Annotated in this window: 21 protein-coding genes and 1 riboswitch; of the genes, 8 read left to right on the top strand and 13 right to left on the bottom strand. The window is 40.1% G+C overall.

What is annotated here, in order from left to right:
* Nucleotides 1-69: 69 nt before the first annotated feature.
* The 3 genes from CDG62_RS10925 to CDG62_RS10920 form a co-directional block, all read right to left on the bottom strand.
* A complete protein-coding gene (locus CDG62_RS10925; protein WP_087527440.1) occupies nt 70-525 on the bottom strand; it encodes a CopG family ribbon-helix-helix protein in 456 nt (151 codons plus the stop codon).
* A 4-nt stretch (nt 526-529) separates the two neighbouring features.
* Entirely contained in the window at nt 530-652 is a 123-nt protein-coding gene (locus tag CDG62_RS19745) for a hypothetical protein (RefSeq protein ID WP_265936535.1), read from the bottom strand.
* 320 nt (nt 653-972) lie between these two features.
* Nucleotides 973-1464, bottom strand: coding sequence for a hypothetical protein (locus tag CDG62_RS10920; RefSeq protein WP_087527439.1), 492 nt, complete (start codon nt 1462-1464; stop codon nt 973-975).
* 399 nt (nt 1465-1863) lie between these two features.
* Here CDG62_RS10920 and CDG62_RS10915 point away from each other — a divergent pair, with 399 nt between their 5' ends.
* The 4 genes from CDG62_RS10915 (at nt 1864) to CDG62_RS10900 (ending at nt 7245) form a co-directional block, all read left to right on the top strand.
* Nucleotides 1864-2943, top strand: coding sequence for a zinc-binding metallopeptidase family protein (locus CDG62_RS10915; RefSeq protein ID WP_087527438.1), 1080 nt, complete (start codon nt 1864-1866; stop codon nt 2941-2943).
* A 132-nt stretch (nt 2944-3075) separates the two neighbouring features.
* Nucleotides 3076-5016 (top strand): esterase/lipase family protein, encoded by a 1941-nt coding sequence (locus CDG62_RS10910; protein ID WP_087527437.1) that lies wholly within the window; start codon nt 3076-3078, stop codon nt 5014-5016.
* 172 nt (nt 5017-5188) lie between these two features.
* Nucleotides 5189-5950 carry a 3-oxoacyl-ACP reductase gene (locus CDG62_RS10905; protein ID WP_087527436.1) on the top strand — a complete coding sequence of 254 codons (762 nt, stop codon included), beginning with the start codon at nt 5189-5191 and terminating at the stop codon, nt 5948-5950.
* 140 nt (nt 5951-6090) lie between these two features.
* Nucleotides 6091-7245: an MFS transporter gene (locus CDG62_RS10900; protein ID WP_087527435.1), complete on the top strand. Its 1155-nt coding sequence runs from the start codon at nt 6091-6093 to the stop codon at nt 7243-7245.
* A gap of 55 nt (nt 7246-7300) precedes the next feature.
* On the opposite strand, the gene CDG62_RS10895 is transcribed toward CDG62_RS10900, so the two are convergent.
* From CDG62_RS10895 to CDG62_RS10855, 10 genes are all read right to left on the bottom strand, one after another.
* Nucleotides 7301-8791, bottom strand: coding sequence for an amidase (locus CDG62_RS10895; protein WP_087527434.1), 1491 nt, complete (start codon nt 8789-8791; stop codon nt 7301-7303).
* Nucleotides 8792-8845: 54 nt separating this feature from the next.
* Nucleotides 8846-10276, bottom strand: coding sequence for a sensor domain-containing diguanylate cyclase (locus CDG62_RS10890; RefSeq protein ID WP_087527433.1), 1431 nt, complete (start codon nt 10274-10276; stop codon nt 8846-8848).
* 254 nt (nt 10277-10530) lie between these two features.
* Nucleotides 10531-10758 (bottom strand): hypothetical protein, encoded by a 228-nt coding sequence (locus CDG62_RS10885; RefSeq protein ID WP_087527432.1) that lies wholly within the window; start codon nt 10756-10758, stop codon nt 10531-10533.
* A 181-nt stretch (nt 10759-10939) separates the two neighbouring features.
* Nucleotides 10940-12184 carry a D-amino acid dehydrogenase gene (locus tag CDG62_RS10880; protein WP_087527431.1) on the bottom strand — a complete coding sequence of 415 codons (1245 nt, stop codon included), beginning with the start codon at nt 12182-12184 and terminating at the stop codon, nt 10940-10942.
* Nucleotides 12185-12316: 132 nt separating this feature from the next.
* Nucleotides 12317-12403, bottom strand: a riboswitch (glycine riboswitch).
* Nucleotides 12404-12653: 250 nt separating this feature from the next.
* The gene (locus CDG62_RS10875) at nt 12654-13454 is read right to left on the bottom strand and encodes a hypothetical protein (RefSeq protein ID WP_228254443.1); all 801 of its coding nucleotides are present in this window, start codon (nt 13452-13454) and stop codon (nt 12654-12656) included.
* Nucleotides 13455-13669: 215 nt separating this feature from the next.
* Nucleotides 13670-14002 carry a GNAT family N-acetyltransferase gene (locus CDG62_RS10870; RefSeq protein ID WP_228254442.1) on the bottom strand — a complete coding sequence of 111 codons (333 nt, stop codon included), beginning with the start codon at nt 14000-14002 and terminating at the stop codon, nt 13670-13672.
* A complete protein-coding gene (locus CDG62_RS19630) occupies nt 13980-14180 on the bottom strand; it encodes a hypothetical protein (RefSeq protein ID WP_228254441.1) in 201 nt (66 codons plus the stop codon). The genes CDG62_RS10870 and CDG62_RS19630 overlap by 23 nt, the downstream gene beginning before the upstream one ends.
* A gap of 68 nt (nt 14181-14248) precedes the next feature.
* Nucleotides 14249-15340, bottom strand: a complete 1092-nt coding sequence (aroC, locus tag CDG62_RS10865; protein ID WP_087527430.1) for a chorismate synthase — start codon at nt 15338-15340, stop codon at nt 14249-14251.
* A gap of 15 nt (nt 15341-15355) precedes the next feature.
* The gene (gene prmB, locus CDG62_RS10860) at nt 15356-16366 is read right to left on the bottom strand and encodes a 50S ribosomal protein L3 N(5)-glutamine methyltransferase (RefSeq protein ID WP_087527495.1); all 1011 of its coding nucleotides are present in this window, start codon (nt 16364-16366) and stop codon (nt 15356-15358) included.
* 105 nt (nt 16367-16471) lie between these two features.
* On the bottom strand, nt 16472-16894 hold the full coding sequence (locus CDG62_RS10855; protein ID WP_004693016.1) for a lysozyme inhibitor LprI family protein: 423 nt from the start codon (nt 16892-16894) through the stop codon (nt 16472-16474).
* Between the two features lie 193 nt (nt 16895-17087).
* Between CDG62_RS10855 and CDG62_RS10850 the strand changes: the two genes are divergently transcribed.
* The 4 genes from CDG62_RS10850 to CDG62_RS10835 all read left to right on the top strand — a co-directional run bounded on the left by CDG62_RS10850 (nt 17088) and on the right by CDG62_RS10835 (nt 21659).
* Nucleotides 17088-17393 (top strand): hypothetical protein, encoded by a 306-nt coding sequence (locus CDG62_RS10850; protein WP_087527429.1) that lies wholly within the window; start codon nt 17088-17090, stop codon nt 17391-17393.
* A gap of 157 nt (nt 17394-17550) precedes the next feature.
* Nucleotides 17551-18924 carry an ABC1 kinase family protein gene (locus CDG62_RS10845; RefSeq protein ID WP_087527428.1) on the top strand — a complete coding sequence of 458 codons (1374 nt, stop codon included), beginning with the start codon at nt 17551-17553 and terminating at the stop codon, nt 18922-18924.
* 222 nt (nt 18925-19146) lie between these two features.
* Nucleotides 19147-20442 carry an acyl-CoA dehydrogenase family protein gene (locus CDG62_RS10840; protein ID WP_087527427.1) on the top strand — a complete coding sequence of 432 codons (1296 nt, stop codon included), beginning with the start codon at nt 19147-19149 and terminating at the stop codon, nt 20440-20442.
* A gap of 17 nt (nt 20443-20459) precedes the next feature.
* Nucleotides 20460-21659, top strand: a complete 1200-nt coding sequence (locus CDG62_RS10835) for an acyl-CoA dehydrogenase family protein (RefSeq protein WP_087527426.1) — start codon at nt 20460-20462, stop codon at nt 21657-21659.
* Nucleotides 21660-22011: the final 352 nt, after the last annotated feature.

The raw sequence follows: 22011 nt of genomic DNA, 5'->3' as shown, positions 1-22011 counted from the left end.
ATTTTCCCGATGCTGTAAATGTTTAAACTTGCTATGTATGGAGTGAGCCATTGAGGACGGTGAACATAGTCACGATTTCAATGCTCGCTGTTCTTCGTTTTGTGGTATCGGTGGCATCACTGCATCCATCAGCTCCAAATGCCCTTTGATCACACCTTTCAAAGCAATGAATTGTTGGCTTAATGCTTTCAATTCAGCACTTAAACCCTGCAAAATCATCACTTCTAGAATTTTTTGCTCATCTAACTGAATATGCAGTGAGCTGACCACTTGTTCTAAAAACTGTTGCTGTAAGTCCAGCAATTGAACTCTAAGTGGCGTGACACTGGCATCATAGAGCAAGGTAAATGTCCCCACCATCACGGCGTTACGTTGCTCCTGATCCGCAATCAAATGTTTATTAATCATGTCGACAATGGCTTGAGAACGGCTTTCATAGTGCTGATCAACAATTTTTTGATCCAATGCATCGACAGTTAATTCAGGCACAGTGATGCTGATCCGTGCCAATTTATGTTTCGGCACACGCTTATCCTTTTTTGGGTGGATCTTGCTTGATATAAACGCCCGCTCTAGCACTTAAGATGGCGACCACGAACTGTTTAAATACAGTGAAGAATGCATTTAACTCGCCTTTGAATTGTTTAGACATTTTCTGCTCCTTTCGGTATTACCAAAAAAGGTTTTTGTAATACCTAGAACTAAGCAGAATACATGCCAATTTTTTTGATTAGATTGACAGCAACAACACATTAAAAAGTTTATTTTTTGTGCAAAGTGTATTTATGTTTTTAAAATTGATACATCAGAGTGCATTGTGGGCTATTCAGCTTGAGTTTTCATCTGTAAAAGAGCTAGGTGTTTACTTCCCGATAAGAAAAATACCTTTTGGAAGTGAAATCTTATGTCCTCGCAATTTTTAGTTTTCTCTGACTTATACGCAAAAAAAATCGCCATTTGGCGATTTTTCTTTTATTGATAAACTTTTTGGAACTCACCCAAAATTGGAGCTGAGCCCCCATCTTTATACACATATCGAGAGATAATACCCTGATCTGTATAAATATTCATTTTGATCGAATTTGTACCTTTTAAGCTACTCATTAAATTTACAGGCGCTAAAATATAGTTGGTCGAACGGTTGGTGCCTAACACATGATCATGCTCGGTTGGTCCAGTGACAGCAAAAGTTTGGCTTTTTTGCCCATTTGTAAACACGACCTTTTGAATGTCGTATTTATTGTACGTACTGCTCAAATGCATTTTTAACTTAAGCAGTTCTTTGTTGGATTCATTCCAGCTCACAGTGACCACTGGACAAAGCTCATTCTGCGCACAGATAAGTAAACCTGTGGTCCCCACATTTTGACGACTTGGGTCTGTAGAGGTTGTCGCACAACCTGAAAGCAACATAGCCCCCAAACTCATGAGTAGCAATTTTCTTGGCGATACGTTGGTTATCATTATATTTACTCCCAGAAACTTAAAAGGCTTTGAAATTCTAAAATGAAGATTTGATTTTTCCCAGTCCCTATTTTTGACGAATCTGTACCTAAATCAAGCTTTTTCGTTCATTCAGGTTATAAATTTTAAAATTTATACCTGTTTATACAAATATGAAAGAAAAGAATCCACTGAAAAGCTCGCTGCTGATCAAGCACATGTATTGCTTTCTAATATGCACTCTAGGCAAGCACTACCGCACTTATATCTGTATATCAAACAAACGACTAAAAATTTTTCAAATGATATGCAAATAAATACTCAACTTCGCAAGCCTATCAAAACAGATGACAGAACATGACGAAGGGAACCGACATCCTTTATACTGCTTCTAAAAGCTCACCAAAGACATAGCCGCCGATGAAATTCTTTAGTTGCGCATCCTGTCAAAACCAAGTCTTTTTTGCCAACTCGCAATGTGTGAGCTGCCAAACTACACTCGGTTATATTGCATCGGAAAAAGATATGGGGAGCTTTGAACAGCACAGCCCAGTTCTTTGGTTAGCGCTAAATGAAAAATACCAGACGAAGCGCTATAAGCCTTGTTATAACTATCAGCATCATCAAGTCTGTAATTGGGTTATTCCCGCAGAGAGCAACAACATCTACTGTGAGTCTTGTGTACTCACATATACCATCCCTACTCTCGATAACCCAGATCATATCGTCTATTGGTCACGACTTGAGCATGCTAAACGGCGCTTTCTGTATTTGATGCAACGCCTGAATATTATGCCAAGGCCCAAATATAGCGATGATGATCGCTATGGGCTACGTTTTAATTTTCTCATGCCTGAACCAGAGCATCCTGTGTTGACTGGACATGCTAATGGCGTCATCACACTCAATGCCAGTGAAGCCGATGTCATCTATAGGGAAACGACCCGTATAAAAATGGGTGAAAACTACCGTACTCTTTTGGGTCATTTCCGCCATGAAAGTGGGCATTATTATTTTGACCTCATTAAATCGCTACATCCTGAGTTAGTAGACGAATTCCGTCAGTATTTTGGAGATGAGCGTCAAGATTATAGCCTAGCACTACAACGCCACTACGAAGATGGTGCGCCACAAAACTGGGACAAGTTTTATGTGAGCTCTTATGCCAGCACACATCCTTGGGAAGACTGGGCGGAAACATGGGCACACTATTTACACATGATGGACACGTTGGAAACTGCATACTATGCAGGTTTAATCGTGCGTAATAATCGAAAAGATACGCATGACTTAACCTTTTATGAAAATCCAATCGGTGCTCAAGATTTTGATTTACTTCTCAAACAATGGATGACACTGACTTTTAACTTAAATGCGTTAAATCGCAGTATGGGTTTAGAAGATGCTTATCCGTTTACACTATCAGAGCCAGTACTCGATAAATTACGATTTATACATAAACATGTTTTGGGCAAAGCCTTTGCTCGCCAAATCGCTTAGATTGAATATGGGCATTTTAGGCTATATAGAAGGACGCAAAAGATCAGACCGAATCTGGATGTAACTCAGTAAAAATTATCTTAAAATGAAAGACATCTTTAGCCTAAATAGATAACGTCCGTGCTAAAAACTATGCTTTTAACGAGACATCATGCTTTCACGCGACTCATCATTTTAGGGCTAACGATTGTTTTATTGCCGGCCTGCCAGTTGGTCAAAGTCAAAGAAAATAACATCCATCAAGCTATTCGGAGCAAGTCTGAAAATATCTTAACCCACGACCAATTGAGTGCGGAAACCACCAGTTTACTCAAACTACTCAGCCTGACGCCACAGCAATGCACCGCTGAATTTGAAACATGTTTGCAACGCTTAAACACACAAACGGATATTTCTGCAGATGAACGCTATGCCGCTTTAAGTGAACTGTATTTGGCTCAAGCTTTAGAGCTCTCAAAACAACGCAACTGTACCCACGCGCAGCCACATAGTGAAAATAATCACTGTTTAGAACAGAGCCTTGAGGCCTTCGACCAGAGTTTACGCTATAGCTATGTGTATTTATTTAAAATGCGAGAAAGCCCAAGTACCCGGGTTTTTGATCAAAGACAAATGCATGTCCGCACTTTTTACAATGTTGCTTTGTCACGTTTAATTACCACGGCGTACCGTACGCAGCCTTTTCATCAAGTTCCCACTCAACTCAACGTCCAACAGCGTCAATATATTGTAAATTTAGAACACTATCCCGAACTGAAAAGTAAAACTATTGACCGAGTCCAATCCAGTTATAACTTAAATTTCTCAGGATTTTATCAAGTCAACCGTCAAGACGGTCTGGGCGCAGAGTTTGTGGTTGTGACTGAAGCAGATCCTATTCATAAAAATGATTTTATCCTTGACCCGATATCGTTTTATCAAAATCAAACCAATCCCAATATCCATCCTGCACACTATTTGTCCGTAACCGCAACGGCACAGCCATTAAACTCTGAAAGCAGCATTGAAGATGTGCTTAATGGCAAAGCCATTTTTGAGATTGAGCTATTTAATCCTTATACGCAAAAGTATGTAGACATTCATCAACAAAAATACATTCTCACAGCGAATTATTCTGTGCCTTTTGCCTACTGGCTGGCAGAAAATAAACTAGGCTCTACGGGCTACCTAACCTTGCTCGATAAAACTGAGCTATTGCGTATGCCACACGTCTACATGCTCGAACCTTACCAACCGAATAAAAAAGTGATTGTACTTATTCATGGTCTCGCCAGTAGCCCTGAAACTTGGGTCAATCTGACCAATAATATTTTGGGGGATAAAGTTTTACGAGAACACTTTCAGGTATGGCAAGTGTTCTATTCAACCAATATGCCGATTGTTGAAAGCCGCTATCAGATTCATGCACTACTTAAACAAGCCTTTGCACAAGTTCAACCTAATTCTCGCTCGGCCAGTGACGCCGTGCTGATTGGACATAGTATGGGGGGCATCATTAGTCGCTTACTGATTAGTGAACACGATATTTCTGAGCAAGTGATTCCACTGTTAAACTATGAGCAATACACCCGATTACAACAATACCCCGTAATCAAAGAACGTTTTCAATTTCACCCTGATTTACCCATTGGACGTGCAATTTTTATTGCCACACCTCACCGTGGCAGTGAACTGTCTGACCGCTGGTACATGGAGTTGGTGAAGAAAATGGTGAAGTTGCCGATTACTTTCTTTAACCAAGTGGATATACAGCTCAATGGTAGCTCAAGTACCAAAGGCATGGTGCAATCAGGCCCAGACGACTTAAGTCCAAAGTCGCGCTTTATGGCTTTGACTAGTAACATCATGCCTGTATCCACAGTTCCTTATCATTCTATTATTGGCAATCACCGTCAGACCCATGACACACATGGCATCAGCGATGGTATTGTGCCGTATTCAAGTTCACATCTAGAACAGGCAGTCTCAGAAAAAATCATTAAAGGCAATCATTCTGTGCATGAGGAAGCAGAAACATTATTAGAGTTGCGCCGTATTTTGAGGCTACATCTTGAACAAACTCAGGCTCAATAATCAACAGTACTAAAAATGTTTACTACTTGGAGATTTTTATTTGAATACTCTAACCCTGCCAAATGAGCATCGAAAGACTTGAAAAGCAGCAGTTTTAAGGCCTAGCGCATGGAAGGGTTTTGATATACTTACTTTATCTAAGAATACATGCATTTATCTGCTCGGAAATATCATGCACATTAAGAATCAAGTTGTACTGGTCACAGGTGGCGCACGTGGTTTAGGTCTTGCGATTACACATGCCTTAATCAATGAGGGCGCTCGTGTAGTTGTGAACTATTTCAATAGCCAAGTTGCAGCCCAAACCCTAGTTCAGCAGTATCCCGAGCAGGTTTTTATCTACCAAGCTGATGTTACGGACAATGCTCAAGTCAAATGTATGTTTGACGCAAGCTTTCAGCATTTTGGACAGCATATCAACGCCGTGATTAATAATGCGCTCATTCAGTTCGAGTTTAATGGTGAGGCCCGCCCAAAAGTTCATGAGCTACGCTGGGAAACCATGCAACAACAATTTGAAGGTGCAGTTAAAGCCGCATTAAATACTACCCAAGCGGCGCTTGAAGGTATGAAACAAAACCAGTTTGGGCGCATTGTAAACATCGGAACCAATCTGGTGCAGAACCCTGTGGTGCCTTATCATGACTACACCACGGCGAAGGCTGCACTATTGGCATTTACGCGTACCTCTGCACATGAACTTGGCCAATACGGTATTAATATCAATATGCTCTCTGGCGGTCTACTGCAAACCACCGATGCCAGCAAAAGTACCCCCAATGAAGTTTTTGATTACATCGCGAGTGCTACGCCACTGCGTCGTGTAGTTACACCTAAGGAGTTTGCCACAGCCATTTTAATGTTCTTATCGCCATACTCTTGTGCTGTGACAGGTCAAAACTTGATTGTAGATGGTGGTTTAGTCAAAGGCTAATTGACCTTAATACCTGAGCGTTGAATAAGCATGATTAAACCATTCATTTTTACAATTCTCAAAGCTTCATCGACTTGAAGCTTTGTTTTAGGTTCAGATCTTCTTCAGAATTTGCCCACCCAACCAAGGAATACAGTACGATGCTTTCTTTCCCCATTCGGCACCGACTGGCTGGCTTTTACTTTTTCTATTATTCCATTGTGGGCACCTTTATGCCGTTTTGGAGCCTGTATCTCGAAGATCAAGGCTTTAACTACAGTGAAATAGGTATCCTTTCCTCAATTGCGATCATTACCCGTTTTTTTGCTCCTTTTATTTGGGGGTGGATTGCAGATAAATCAGGGAAACGAATGCTCTTGGTGAGAGTCGCAACGTGGATGGAAGCCTGTATTTGGTTCATGATTTTTATCATTCCAAACTCCTTTCAGGCGATCGCTTTGCTCATGCTGATCTTTAGCTTCTTCCAAAATGCCATTCTGGCTCAGTTTGAAGGTGTTACCCTATTTTGGCTCGCGGAACAGCGCAGTGCTTTGTATGGAAAAGTTCGAAAGTGGGGCTCTGTCGGTTTTATTGTCGGGGTTTTTGGTATCGGAAGCTTATTAGAAATTTTACCCATCTCTATGCTGCCAGTTTTATTGCTGTGTATTTCTTTTTTGGCCTTTATTTGGTCATTTAGCATCAAAGAACCGACCACTGCACCCCATTCACAAGAGCAGCTCGAGCCATTGTTACCAATTTTGAAAAAACCCATTGTCGCTGCATTTTTCGGTATCGAGTTTATTCTGCTTTTTTCACATGCGCCCTTTTATAGTTTCTATAGTAACTTCTTAAAACAAGCTGGTTACTCAACAACAGAAATTGGTTTTTTGTGGGCTGTCGGTGTCACAGCAGAAATAATTATGTTTGCCATTGCTCACATTTTTTTCAAACGTTTTTCATGGCGACTCATGGTGTCTGTTTGTCTGATCCTCACGGCGCTACGCTGGTTTATGGTCGGTTCTTTTCCACAAATTTTCGCGATCCAGTTCTTCGCACAAACCATCCATGCCTTCAGCTTTGGTTTATTTCATCTTATCGCCATGCGTATCATTTTCCAAAACTTTAGTTTAGGACAACAAGGACGCGGTCAAGCCCTGTATAGCACCATGTGGGGACTGGGTGTAGCGTCTGGAAGTATTCTTGCAGGACATTATTGGCACAGCCTGTCAGGCGAACATATTTTTATTCTGGCAGGCTGTGCTGTGCTACTTGGTTTGGGTTTTGTTCGGTACTTACCCAAAGAAGTTCAAGCTTAAAAGCTTCTCTTCTGATCTTTACACATAAATTGCAGCAGTTTCATTCATTTAGTTTCTAAACTTTGATTTCATTATATTTATGAAACCATGGCTGGGCCTGTTCAAGCTGACGAGCCAACTGTAAGAGCCGATCTTCACGGGCAAAAGGCGCAATAAACTGCGAACCCAGCGGAAGATTGTCAGCATTCCAATACAAAGGTACAGACATCGCGGGTAAACCTGTGATGTTAGCTAACTGAGTAAAAGGCACCCAACGCAAATTGTCTTTCACAATTTTATCAACCAGTTTTCCTTGCGCCAACAGGTGCGCTTTACCGACTTTTAGTAAGCTTTTTAAAATTGGTTTTTGCCATGATGGAGTAGAAATTTGCCCATTTTTCGGTGCGACTGAAGCTGTAGCAGGTGTTAGGTAAAGATCATAATGATCAAAGAATTGGTTCATTTTGGTGACATACACGCCCCAATTATTCAGGTTATGAATGTATTCTAACGCAGTCGTTTTCGCACCAAAGGCAGCTAAAGCTAAAGAATCCAGCTCAAAATCTCCCGCTGTGGTTGGAACTTGTTGTTTGATCTGCTCTAACATATAAGAAAATTGACTAAACCACGTCGTGATAAAGTCTCTGGCCAAAGACATACCATCTATCTCAGGTTGTGCTTCAACCACTGTATGCCCTAAAGACTCCAACAAACGTGCAGTATGGTGTACAGCATCAATTGCATCTTTAGACACTGTGGTTCCGATAGGCGACTGAGTACTAAATGCAATTTTAAGTTTTTTTACTGGCTGCTGTAGGCAGGCCAAATAGCTTTGGCTAGGTAGCTGTATTTTAAATAATGAGCTATGCTCTGCACCCTGCGTTGCATCTAGCATGGCTGCACTGTCTCTTACACTTTTACTCAATACATGCTGTATCGCAGCCCCATGCATTGCTTCACTCATATCTGGGCCCCACGGCGTACGTCCACGACTTGGTTTTAAACCAAATAAACCGCAATACGATGCAGGAATTCGAATCGAACCGCCGCCGTCGCCCGCACCCGCAATCGGGACAATTCCTGCCGCCACCGCAGAAGCAGAACCACCCGATGAACCCCCACTGTTATGTTTTAAATTCCAAGGATTATGACAAGCTCCCCAAGCGTCTGATTCTGTAATGCCTTTGATACCAAACTCAGGCGTATTAGTACGTCCAAAGGTTAAAATGCCTGTGTTTTCCCAACGGTTTACAATTTCTGCATTATGCTCTGCAATATGACCTGTGCGTTTAAATGCTTGGCATCCATAAGATGTTGGATAACCAGCATATTCTTGAAATAAATCTTTTACTAAAAAAGGCACCCCTGCAAATGGGCCAGACAATGCATTTTGTGCTCTGTTCTTGGCGTAATCATGCATTGGAATAATAATCGCATTTAAAGCAGGATTGGTTTGCTGACTACGCTCAATTGCAATTTGTAATAATTCAGCGGGATGGATTTGTTTTTGTGCAACCAACTCAGCTAAACCCAGCCCATCATAACGAAGGTATTCAGAAAAATTCATTTTTATCCAAGTATCTATAGTTTTTATTGTTTTATACTTTTACTAAATTTTAACTTATGAGGCAAGTTGTACTTGATTGCGTCCTAAAGTTTTGGCCTCATATAACGCCCGATCGGCACGATTTAATAAGCTCTGTAAGCTATGTTGCGTTGGTAAAATTTGATGCACCACACCAAGGCTCACAGTCATACTCAAAACAGCATGTGCCACTTGAGTTTTTGAATTAGCGACAGCACGGCAAATACGTTCTGCGATGATTTGCGATTCAATCTCGGAAATATTATTTAACACCACCACAAATTCTTCCCCCCCCATACGTGCAAATAAATCCTGCTCACGTAAATTACGTTTTACCGTCGTGGCAAAGCTTTGCAGCAATACATCACCAATATAGTGGCCATATTGATCATTCATTTTCTTGAAATGATCAATATCCAATACAATAATGGTCATCGACTTAACCAGATTTTCCTTCAAAAAATTTTCAGTTTGGGTAAAGAAAAAACGGCGATTTCCCACTTTAGTTAAGGGATCGTGGTTGGCCAGATAAAGCACCTCTTTATATAGGTCATGACGATTACGGCTCACAATACATAAAAGTAAAGGTGCAATCATCAACATGCACAGCCCTATACGAACCGAAATAGAAGTAGCCAAGAAATTATCTGCTGTACGTGAAATATAATAGGTCGTTAAACTATGATATGTCACAAAACAAACCAAACTGTTAATGATACTCACATAAAATAAGTTATAACTCAAAGCCGCCCAAATCAGCCCAGCTAAAGGGAAAAGTAAGGCGCCTGGACCAAAGAAAAGATGAGTGCATGCCACAGAAATTAAAACTGAGAGTAAAGGTAAAACATCGACAAACTGGGTTTCACATTGTCTACGGTTAGTCCAAAGATACTTTAATTTCTTCGCTGCAGGAAAGGTCAACATGAGGGGCAAAAGTGAAATACAATTTAGAACTTCCCCCGTCCACCAAATATAAAAATCAGCCCAAAGGTCTTGCGTGCTCATAAAGGTATGTGGCATATACGGAACGATAGCAACGGCAAAGATCGCACTGGAAAAACACCCAAGGAAAACACAAACCAAGAAAAGATAAAGAAAATTTAAACCTTTGTTATATGCACGATAGTCAATTTGTAAATAATGGATAAAAAACAAAGACACGCCTACCGTCATAAAATTGGCGATTGTTAAAGCTAAAGTCAGCTCAAAATGATTCCCTGTGACTAAGTCTGCCGACATATAACCAATAAAAGCGCCCAACCAACCACCGACATTTCTGAGTGGCTTAAACCGTAAAAATAAGCCGATCAGTACTGCATTAGCTGGCCAAAAATAAGCAAAATATGCAATCGGTCGAGTGAATATCCCAAGCAAGCAACAGACAAAAATTACAGCAGCAACAATCAAACATGCTCGGCCATGCTGTTTAAAATCCAACGATACTTCTGTAAGCTTAACTACGTACAAAATATTCCCTCATTTTTACATGAGTTATAATTAAACATCATGTTTTCTACTGTCTCTTTACTTGCAATGGATACATTGATGAAAACATCACAAATTGACAATATTTACTAAATAAACTCTATCGATTGTTCGTTATGGTTTCAATATAATTTTTTGATTTATATCATAACTCTAAATATTTACGTTTAAATGCGGATATCACTCTCATCCATAAAAAAAGCCTCCACATCGGGAGGCTTTTATCATTTTTGAACTTATTTCGCTTCAGACGCTGCCGCTGGTGCTGATGCACCTGCTTCTTCAGACTCTAAAGGTGCAGCATCAATCATCTCTGGGCTAACTTCTATATTGGTCACTGGTGTTTCAGTTGCTGAGCTTTCCACTGACGCTTGTTCAGTCTCTTGTTTTTTGTCACTACACGCTGCAAGCGACAGCATTGTTGCAGAAGCTAAAACCACCAAAGCCATTTTCATGTTAATCATTATGCACCTTCACATTAGTCATCAATTGCGTGAAACAATACTACTTATTTTTGCTCAAGTTTAAAGTATTCGTTTGTGAGCAATCTTTTGAAATTAAGGCAGAATTATAACATCATTGAACAAAAATAATAAAAACAAGCTCGAAGCAAGCTTGTTTTTATTTATCCAAGGTTACACCCAATTAAACAGGATAAGCTGTGGCAACCTCTTGGCTAATCATGGCTGCTGTCGCCGCAGATAGCGTCCAGCCTAAATGCCCATGTCCTGTATTGAAGAACACACGTTCTAGCTTTCCACGGCGCACTACAGGCATCATATTCGGCATCATAGGGCGAAGACCCGCCCAAGGAACAGCGTGCTCTGTCGAAACTTTAAAGTTGCGATTGGTCCAGTCCACAAGAGGTTGAATCCGATCTGCACGGATATCACGATTATAACCATTAAACTCAGCAGTGCCCGCAACACGGAATCTGTCTTTACCTAAACGTGAAGTGACGATTTTGGCACTTTCATCCAGCAAGCTTACCCATGGCGCATTTTGCTGACTCTCTTCGTCATTCAACATAACGGTAATCGAATAACCCTTCACTGGATAGACATTGACACGTTCTTGGACTAACTCTGCCAGTTGGTAACTGCCTACACCAGCACAAACCACAACAGTATCGGCAGCTAAAATCTCAACCTCATTCGGTGCCAATTCAACATTTTCAGAACTCGGTTGTAATTTCAGTTCAACACCTGAACTTAAATGCTGAATATCCGTTACATCCATCCCAAAACGGTATTTTACACCTAACTTTTTGGTGACTTCAGCCAAACCTGTGGTGTACTTATGAATATCACCCGTGGCATCACCTTCACAGTAGAATCCTGCATAATAGTCACCAGTCAGGGTCGGCTCAATTTGCTTAATTTCTTCATTGCTTACACCGCAACGTTCAAGCCCACCTTTATTCAACATATCATTGACGCGAATAGCAACGTCATAATCTTGTTTATTATGATAAAAATGCAAAATGCCACGCTTCTCTAAGTTAAAGTCAATTGACTCTTTTTCAGCAACTTCAAATAAGCGTTGACGAGCCAATAGAGCTAAGCGGACTGTTTCGTGGGTATTGGCCTCATAATGTTTAATGTTACCCAGAAATTCCATCAGCCATGCATATTTATGCACGCTAAACGCAGGATTGAGCAATAAAGGGGCAGATTTTTGAGACATCCATTTCATGCCTTTCAGCACTGTCGATTTTTGGTTCCAAACTTCGGCATTGCATGCAGACAGTTGTCCACCATTTGCAAAAGAAGTTTCCATAGCTGGAAATAAATGACGATCGACAACTGTTACTTGATAGCCAATTTGACTGAGTTCGTATGCAGTTGTGACGCCTGTAATTCCAGCACCAATGACAACGACATGACACATAGACACCTCCTTTTTATTGTTTGATGTCAACCCCATCTGTCATGTGTACCTGAGAGCTTCGACCTAAAACATCCCATGACGTTTTAAACCATCCCCTTCGGTGAGTGATTGAACACTTCTCTCCAGAGTTTTTTCATTATTACAGTCCTTTTGCCTGAGAGTTTCCGGGGTCGTTGCTCCTTCGGCGAATGCAGAACATTTCTCTCCTGCAATAATGCTTATTATTCTATGAGCAATTTATATACCATGTAATGATCCGATTGGAAACTTCTCTTAAAGTATTATCTTTTGTTTATTGTTATAGAGCACAACCTCAGCTTAGGGCAAGCATTGCACTATACTGATCAAAATAACGCTGTCACTGCTTTAAAATAGGACATATCTACCGTACATCTGAGCTATTCTGAGGTCATCTAAACATCTTCGTACATGGGTACGGTCTATACTCTTCGGATGTTTCATTTTATTTTTACTCAGTATTAAAAGAATTAATTAATTGTTCTGCATTTTGATAAATTTCTTGCCAATGTGGCAGTAACTCGCTATGAAAATTGATCTTTACATAACTCGTATTAAACCCATAATTGGGCTGATGTGTATTAAATTCACAACTTGTTGCACCATCCTTAAAATAAAGACATACAATAGTGAGACTTACCCCTTTACCTTTACGCTCCTGCCAATACACCTTTTTTCCAACACCGTCATCACTTTTTACGTCTATTTCGTAGAGCCCCAAATCTGAGTTAAATGTTTTTGTTTCATCTATCCATACTTCACTCACCTCTTCCCCACTAGAAGAAAACATTCCTTTTCTTAATTTGCTTTTTAAATAACCAAAATAATTAAAGAAGTCTTTACTTCCCCACTCCTCTTTCCAAACGGAACGTTGGTTTAATGCGATTTTGATCACATCTTTATTTTCAGAATCTAGTTTAAAGCCCTCTCTAGATGCTTTCATTTCAGGCCATTTCACTTTCAAAACAATACTTTGAATTTGATCATCACAGCCTTTGGCCTCGTGTTCTTCTTTGATATTTTTCCCCCAGTAATTCACACCTTGATAATTCACTCTGCCATAATATAAATACTGCTTATCAATGAGCATGTGCCGATCACCAAATTTTCCACAAGCATATAAGCGCGCTTTGACTTTTTCAGGATCATGCATACTGTCATAGCCGTATATCAACAATGAAATAACCAAAACTGTGAGTAATGATAAAAATATAATGGTGCCCCGTCTTACGGTGCTTAGTTTTTCATTCATACCCCTTCCTTTTTATTTTAAAAATCAAATCTATAAAATACTTAACCCAATCCAAAGATAAGAAATCGACTTGAAAAGAGAAAGACTAGAGCCATTCGTTGGGTTAACACACTAAACTTAAAACTCTAGCTCTTATGCTCCTTGCGCCACATACGGCTCATACCCAATTATTCTGTGTTATTAGTAATTTTTCAGAAATTTAAAAGACCTAAACATTAAATTTGCTTACTCAGTAAGACCAAATGAAGGTTAATCAAAGGTTGTCCTAGATTGGCATCCAATGGGTAAGATTCCGTCTTATGAGTATCGTGATAACCATGACGTGCATAATATGCTAACAATTCTTTTCTTACATTTAAGACCAACATGTTTAACCTAGCAATATGTTGCTTTTGTTTCGCAAAAACTTCTGCAAAATTGAGTAATTTCTTTCCATAACCTGAATTTTGATGCATAGGTAAAATTGCAAAACTTCCAATTTCAATAGAGTCAACATCTTCGGTTAGGCCAATGCACCCCAAAATTTTACCATCCGCTTCTAAAAGCAAAGAGCTTAAAATTTTCTTTTTGTAGTTCGATTTTTAACTGCTTTGAAGATATACGATCTCCAGCAACAACATTAAATTCATGTGTCCAACCTTGGTTGGTACGATAGGCAATATTGATGACATCTACAACGTTTTCAATATCATTTAATTTTACCAAGCGAATTATATTGTCTTTCATATTCAAATAAAAAAGTCAGACCGAAGTCTGACTTTAATATGTACTTTCTTAAATAGGAAGAAAATTCTCTAGTATTCAATCGGTGCAAAAGGTACAACAACATCAGCATTTTGTGCACGATGGCGCATAAAGTGATCCATTAACACAATCGCAAGCATTGCTTCTGCAATCGGAGCCGCACGCACACCCACACAAGGGTCATGACGACCTTTGGTTAATACGTCAGTATCTTCACGATTAATATTGATCGTTTTACCTGGTGTGGTAATAGATGCTGTTGGTTTAAGCGCGATTGCAACACGAATGGTTTGACCACTCGAAATACCACCCAAAATGCCACCGGCATGGTTCGCGAGGAAGCCATCTGTGGTTAACTCATCTCGGCTCTCATGTCCGAACTGACCAGCAACGGTAAAACCATCACCAATCTCAACCCCTTTGACAGCATTAATGGACATCATGGCATGGGCAATGTCAGCATCTAGACGGTCAAAAACAGGCTCACCCCAACCTACAGGTACTTTTTCAGCCATAATTTCAAGCTTTGCACCACAACTGGTACCTTGTTCACGCAATGAAGTCACCAGTGCTTCAAAACGCGGTACGGCATCGACATCACCGCAGAAAAAAGGATTATTGGGTACTTCATTCCAATCCAATTTTTCAGCAACTTCAGTTCCAATTTGGGTCACGTGACCACGAATTAAAATACCAAACTTTTCAGCCAAATATTTTTTCGCAATCGCGCCCGCAGCCACACGCATAGCCGTTTCACGCGCACTTGAACGACCACCGCCACGGTAATCACGAAAACCGTACTTTTGTGTATAAGTATAGTCTGCATGTCCCGGACGGAAGCTTTGTGCAATGTTGCCATAATCTTTGGATTTTTGATCGGTATTGCGGATCAATAAACCAATTGGTGTACCTGTTGTTTTACCTTCAAACACACCTGAAATGATTTCAACTTCATCAGGTTCTTTGCGTTGTGTGGCAAATTTCGAGGTGCCCGGCTTACGACGGTCTAAATCTTTTTGCAAATCGTCTGCTGTAAGCTCAAGACCCGGTGGAACACCATCCACAATCGCCATTAAGCCTACACCATGAGATTCACCACAAGTCGTTACACGGAAGAGTTGCCCTATACTATTACCTGCCATGTCCAACGACTCCTTTTATGCTTGAACAGATTGAATGAATAAATCACGGAATTGACGGCACTGAGCTGCAGTCAATGCAAAGATTCCTGTACCGCCTTTTTGGAACTGCAACCAGTAAAAATCAACGGTATTAAAGTTTTGGCGCATTGCCCATTCAGAATTACCCACTTCAATCACGATGAGACCATCTTCAGTTAAGTAATCTGGTGCTTGAGCTAACATTTTACGAACCAAATCTAAGCCATCTTGACCTGCTGCCAGTGCCAATTCTGGTTCATGGTGAAATTCTTCTGGTAAGTCTGCCATGTCTTCAGCATCCACATAAGGTGGGTTCGACACGATGAGATCATATTGATTTTCAGCAGGAATTTTGGCAAACAAGTCAGACTCAAGTAAAGCCACTTGATACTGTTTGTCGTGGTGTTCTGAGTTAATTTGAGCCACTTCTAAAGCTTCTTTAGAAATATCAGTTGCATCCACTTCAGCATCTGGGTAGGCATAAGCTAAAGCAATCGCGATACAACCTGAACCCGTACACATATCTAAAATACGTTGTGGTGTTTTTGGATTTGGATTTTCTGGCAAGTTATTGACTGCCTCACCCATTTGACCATTTTCACCTAAGCAATAAGGTGCAAAACGGTTTTGAATCAATTCTGCAATCGGTGAACGTGGAATCAGTACGCGTTCATCGACATAATATGGTTTGCCATCAAAATATGCCAAATTAAGCAAATACGAAGTCGGTACTTTTTCATTAATACGACGTTCTAATAAACTTAAAACTTCTGTTTTTTCACTTGGCAGTAACTTTGAATCTAAGATTTCAGCATCCGCATTCCAATCTAAAGATAAAGTCTGTAACACCAACGCTGAGCTTTCAGCAAAATAGTCTTCTGTACCTTGACCTAAATGTGCATCGTATTGACGTAATGCTGTCACTCCAAAACGGATAAAATCACGAATTGTACTTAAGTTTTCAGCGGCTTCCTGTATATGTTCAGGGCTAATAGTCGGGCGATCCACTAAAGGCGTCTCCAAGGTCATAATAAAAACGCCTTATGATACCCTGTTTTTCTATGATTTATAATGTTTTGATGCACAGCAAACACATTTTCATACGCTTTGCTCTTATTTGCTTATACGGCCTGTACGTGCTTCGTACATATCTGCACGGGTTTGTGTCATTTGCATCAGGCACGAAATACGCTGTAATTCAGTCTTTTCATTTTTCACAATAGGTTTGTTATTACAAATCTGATCACGCTGTGCCAGCCATTGCTGATGGGACTGTTTAACCAATCCTTGCTCTTCTGCAGGAGCCTTCGCTAAATACGGCTTAAATACTTTCTTTAAGCGTTTCTTTTGTGCCTTATATTCTTTACTCATGCATGCATCAATTTCACTCAACACATTGCCAGTTTGCTTCATACATGCTTCATATTTTTTAGTTGGGCCCATTGCATAAGCTGAACCACTGAATAATCCCACAACAAGCAACGCACTGAATATTTGTTTCAATTCCTTTCCCCAAAGTAAATTTTCTTCATTCATTTTTAATCTAATCATTCACAACATCTACGTGCTGCAGCGCTTTAATATAACATCCTATTTTGTATGAACATACTAGCCCCCTATAAAATTTCCACCTTCACAGCTTTTTACATGAACTCACAGCCTTTGCATTGAAACCTGATCAAACAGCATTATTATAAAGTGAGTTCTTCTGCCAATATTGCCCAAACTTATGAGTTATAAACACAACAATTTAATGGCGATGCGTGAACGCTATTGGAATGACACCGAAAATAATCATGTCGACACTGAAAAAGCCTATTTCCAAAAGCTGTTACAGCAGCAAGGGATCTATGAATATGCAACCCTTGAAGATGCTCGATACTTCTTTTTTAGTCTACCGAGCATCATTATTGTTAAAGGTTATGCACATGGATTTATGCACCAACCAGTACAAGAAATGATCGTACAACACATACAAACATATAAAGATGAATTAATTCAGAAAAATACGCTTAAAGTAAAATTTCGCATGTAACAATCCAGATTAGACTGTATTTAGATGGTTACTTAACACTTATGGCCTTTTTTAACTCGAGATTCAGCAAGTTGAACTTTTTTAATACGTGAATACACGATATTATCCGTTACAATCTAAAATGCTGCCCTTGCTGATGAAAGGATTTTACTGAATTATGTCAGATCACAACGATAAGCTTAAACAACTGAAAACCTCCTCTATGGATCGTCGTTTATCGATTGCCAAAGCTTCGTTGCTTGCTGGAACACGTTGGGCAGCATCTAGCGCAACGTCTATGTTTTCTAGTGAAGAAGAAAAAGAAAAAAAACGCAAAAAAGCCATGAAAGAACAAGCCGATTATTTGGTATCTGAAATTGGCAAGCTTAAAGGTTCCATCGTCAAAATTGGCCAAATGATGGCACTATATGGCGAACATTTTTTACCAGAAGAAATCACACAAGCGTTAAATACTCTAAACAATCAAACAGTCGCTTTAGCATGGCCTGCGATTAAACAGCAATTACACAGCCAATTGGGTTCCAAACTGGATGATTTAACCATCGACCACGAACCTTTAGGCACTGCATCACTTGCACAAGTGCACCGCGCAACACGTAAGTCTGATGGTTTAGAGATGGTATTGAAAATTCAATATCCAGGCGTTGCTGAGGCCATTGACTCAGACATGAGTCTGTTCAAAAACATGCTTAAACTGACACGAATGGTGCCACAAACACGTGAGTTTGACCAATGGTTCGACGAAGTCCGTGAAATGATGCACCGTGAAGTGAATTATAAAATTGAGGCAGCAACTACACGCCGCTTTGCTGCTCGCTTAAAAGAAGACCCACGCTACATCGTTCCACAAATTATTGATGACTATTGCACAGATCAAGTGTTATGTATGACCTTTGAACGTGGCGTGCCGATTAACAGCCCAGTCATGCTGTCACTTCCGCAAGAACGTCGCAATAAACTTGGTGAAGCTTCACTTGAAATTGCGGTACGCGAGATTTTTGAATGGGGTGAAATGCAGACCGACCCGAACTTTGGTAATTACCTCGTTCGCTTAGGCAATGGCAATGACATCTTGGACAAAATCGTTCTGCTTGATTTTGGCGCAATCCGACAGTTTGATGAACACTTACTTGGCGTTGCACGCAAACTCATTCATGCGGGATTTAATCATAGTAGTGAAGAAATGGTTCAAGCAATGACAGGCTATGAGTTTTTCGACTCTATCCCTCAAAGCATTAAACCCGATATGGCTAAAGTCTTCTTACTTGCAACTGAAGCATTCAGCAGCCCAAGCAACAACCCAGACTTACCTGCTGGTGTTATGGATGATCACTTTGCTTATGACTGGAAAGCTAGCCAGCTTCATAGCCGTGTAATGCAACAAGCCTCTAAGTCGATGGCTTCTCGCTATTTCAGTGTACCACCGAAAGAATTTATGTTTATCAGTCGTAAATTCATAGGTGCTTATACCTTTATGACTGTGATTGAAGCGAAAACCAATGTTCGCGCAATGGTTGAAAAGTTCATCTGAAAGCTGCATGACCAAAATGACGCAATGTCATTTTGGTCAATTAGTCAATAAATTTAATTTCCAACGATTTAATAAAAACATTTAAAAACAAATTATTAAAAGAATTTAAAACACACCACCTACCGTTTATCTTTGACAATACATCATGTCAGCGATGACATAGTTATTCATGTTCCGCTATGTCAGCATAAAAATACAGAATAATACTGCTGGATGAAAATAATGACAAATATGGTAAATAAAGCGCAGGGATTTGGCTTATCACTGATCACAAAGATGGCAAGTAGTGACGTACTTGACCAATTAAAGCTTAGAAAATTTGTGGAGAAATCGCTTTATCAAGGCTCAAAAGCAAGCTTTAAAACCCTATCAAAAACGCAAAAAGCTTTTAAAGCCAATACAGGTCTGCATAAACAGCGGCTCAACAATCAAGAAAAATCATTATTTGATCTGAACTATTCAGAAGATCAGCAAATGACCATCGACACCATGTCTCAATTCGCTGCAGATGTACTTTACCCATTAGCCGCAAGTGCCGATCAAAATGAAACTTTTCCAACAGAACTTTGGCAATATATCGAAGAGCTAGGTCTAAACTTTTATGCTTTGCCTGAAGCACTCGGCGGTGTCGCTGCTGAGAAAAATATTCTGAGCAATGTATTTATTGCAGAGCATCTAGCCAAAGGTGATTTTAGTTTAGCTGCGGGTATGCTCTCGACCTTTAGTGTGATTAATGCCGTTACACAATGGGGTTCTGAGCAAGTGCAAGCTTTATATTTGAACAGTTTTGCTCAAGACAGTAGCATTCGTGCTAGCTTTGCAATTCAAGAAGCTACGCCTGCTTTTAATCCTTACCAGTTAAAAACCAAAGCCATTTCACGTGATGGCCAGTATCTTATTCAAGGCGAAAAGACACTTGTGCTATTGGCCGAAAATGCAGATATTTTCCTAGTCAGTGCCGAACTTAATGGTCAAGCTGAAGTTTTTATTCTCAGACGCGATGAAAGTATTCAGTTTAAAAAATCTCCTGCCATGGGGCTCAAAGCAACTGAAACAGCAACTTTAATGTTTAATCAAACCCCTGCTTTACGCTTAGGTGATGAAGACTTCAACTACACTGCATTTTTAGACCTGGGCAATTTAATGTGGTGTGCAATGGCGGTCGGCACATGTGAAGCAGTCAAAAAATATTGTATTGAATATGCCAATGAACGCACAGCCTTTGGTGAACCCATTTCTCACCGTCAAAGTGTTGCTTTTATGATTGCAGATATGGCCATCGAAATTGATGCCATGCGTATGCTTATCCTAAATGCAGCAAGTCTCGCTGAATCTGGGCAGACATTTCACCGTGAAGCCTATTTAGCACGTTTACTTTGCGCCGAAAAAGCCATGAAAATTGGCACGGATGGTGTACAGATTTTAGGTGGGCACGGATTCACCAAAGAACATCCTGTTGAGCGCTGGTATCGTGATTTGCGTGCAACAGCGATTGTCTACTCTGGTCTACATGCATAATAAAAAGGAAAACTAGCATGAATTTACAAAACCCTAAAAAATTTAAATTACTGATTGATCAAGCCCATCAAGTGGCCGTCAATGTACTTCGCCCTATCTCCCGAAAATACGACAAAGCTGAACACAGCTATCCTAAAGAACTGGATATGTTGGCCTCCTTAGTTGATGGTATGAATGAGGGAGGTGAAGGTATGAATGCTGGGGCTGCTGTCGGTAAGCGAGGTACCAATGAACAAGGCAATAAAAATGGAGTGAATCTCTCTACCGCTTTAAGTGTTATTGAAATGTGTTATGGAGACACCGCTTTACTTCTATCAATGCCCCGCCAAGGTTTAGGAAATTCAGCGATAGCAGCCGTTGCCAATGAAGAACAGTTAGAACGTTTCAAAAGCACATGGGCAGCCATGGCAATCACTGAACCAAACTGTGGCTCGGACTCTGCCGCTATTCGCACCACAGCAATTAAAGATGGTGAAGATTACATCTTAAATGGTGAAAAGATTTTCGTAACTTCAGGTGAGCGTGCCGATGCTATCGTCGTTTGGGCAACTTTAGATAAAAAATTAGGCCGTTCAGCGATCAAATCTTTTGTGATTCCTAAAGAAACTGCTGGCATGACAGTAGAACGTTTAGAACATAAGCTAGGAATCAAAGCCTCTGATACCGCAGTCATTCGTTTAATCGACTGCCGAGTGCCAGCCAATAACCTACTGGGAAATGCTGAAATTGACATCGCTAAAGGCTTTGCTGGCGTAATGGAAACTTTTGATAATACCCGTCCGCTCGTTGCTGCCATGGCCATAGGCTGTGCCAAGGCCTCACTAGAACGCATTAAAGAGATCTTCAGTGATTGTTTAGATCCTCAATATATAACGCCATACTTACAAACGACTCATATTGCGAGTCAAATTTATCGTATGGAAGCCGAATGGGAAGCAGCACGTTTACTGACCTTAAAAGCCGCCTGGATGGCAGATAACAAAAAACCAAACTCAAAAGAAGCTTCCATCTCCAAAGCAAAAGCTGGTCGAATTTGTAATGAAATTACCCTTAAGTGCGTCGAACTTGCGTCAACAGTAGGCTACAACGAAGATGAGCTTTTAGAAAAATGGGCGAGAGATTCTAAAATTCTAGATATTTTTGAAGGTACTCAACAAATTCAGCAACTCATCATCGCGCGCCGTGAACTCGGAAAGTCATCAAGCGAATTGAAATAAATTAAAGCATCTCTTTCGGACATGTTGAAGCCATGGTTTCTCTAAATAAGAAATCATGGCTTTACATTGAAAGTAATGTAAAATAAGAAAGCGTTGGACTTAAATTCATACTATCTAACAATGGCTGAACCTTTTTGTTGGGCTTCAAAAAATGTATCACTATGACAGAACTTAGATTTATTGAGTAAATTTAATATTAGATAAATGTTTTTAATTTTTTATGTATCTCTACTTTATTTTTAAACATTATCGATGAACATCATAAAACAAATATTCAATACTGTTTCCCATATGTGAGAAATACCCTTTTTGAAATTTAAAACTTTTTATAAGTCGTCAACCATGTCTTAGG

It is taken from the genome of Acinetobacter sp. WCHA55, from assembly GCF_002165305.2.
Classification (GTDB): domain Bacteria; phylum Pseudomonadota; class Gammaproteobacteria; order Pseudomonadales; family Moraxellaceae; genus Acinetobacter.
This window is presented reverse-complemented; position numbering and strand designations above follow the sequence as displayed.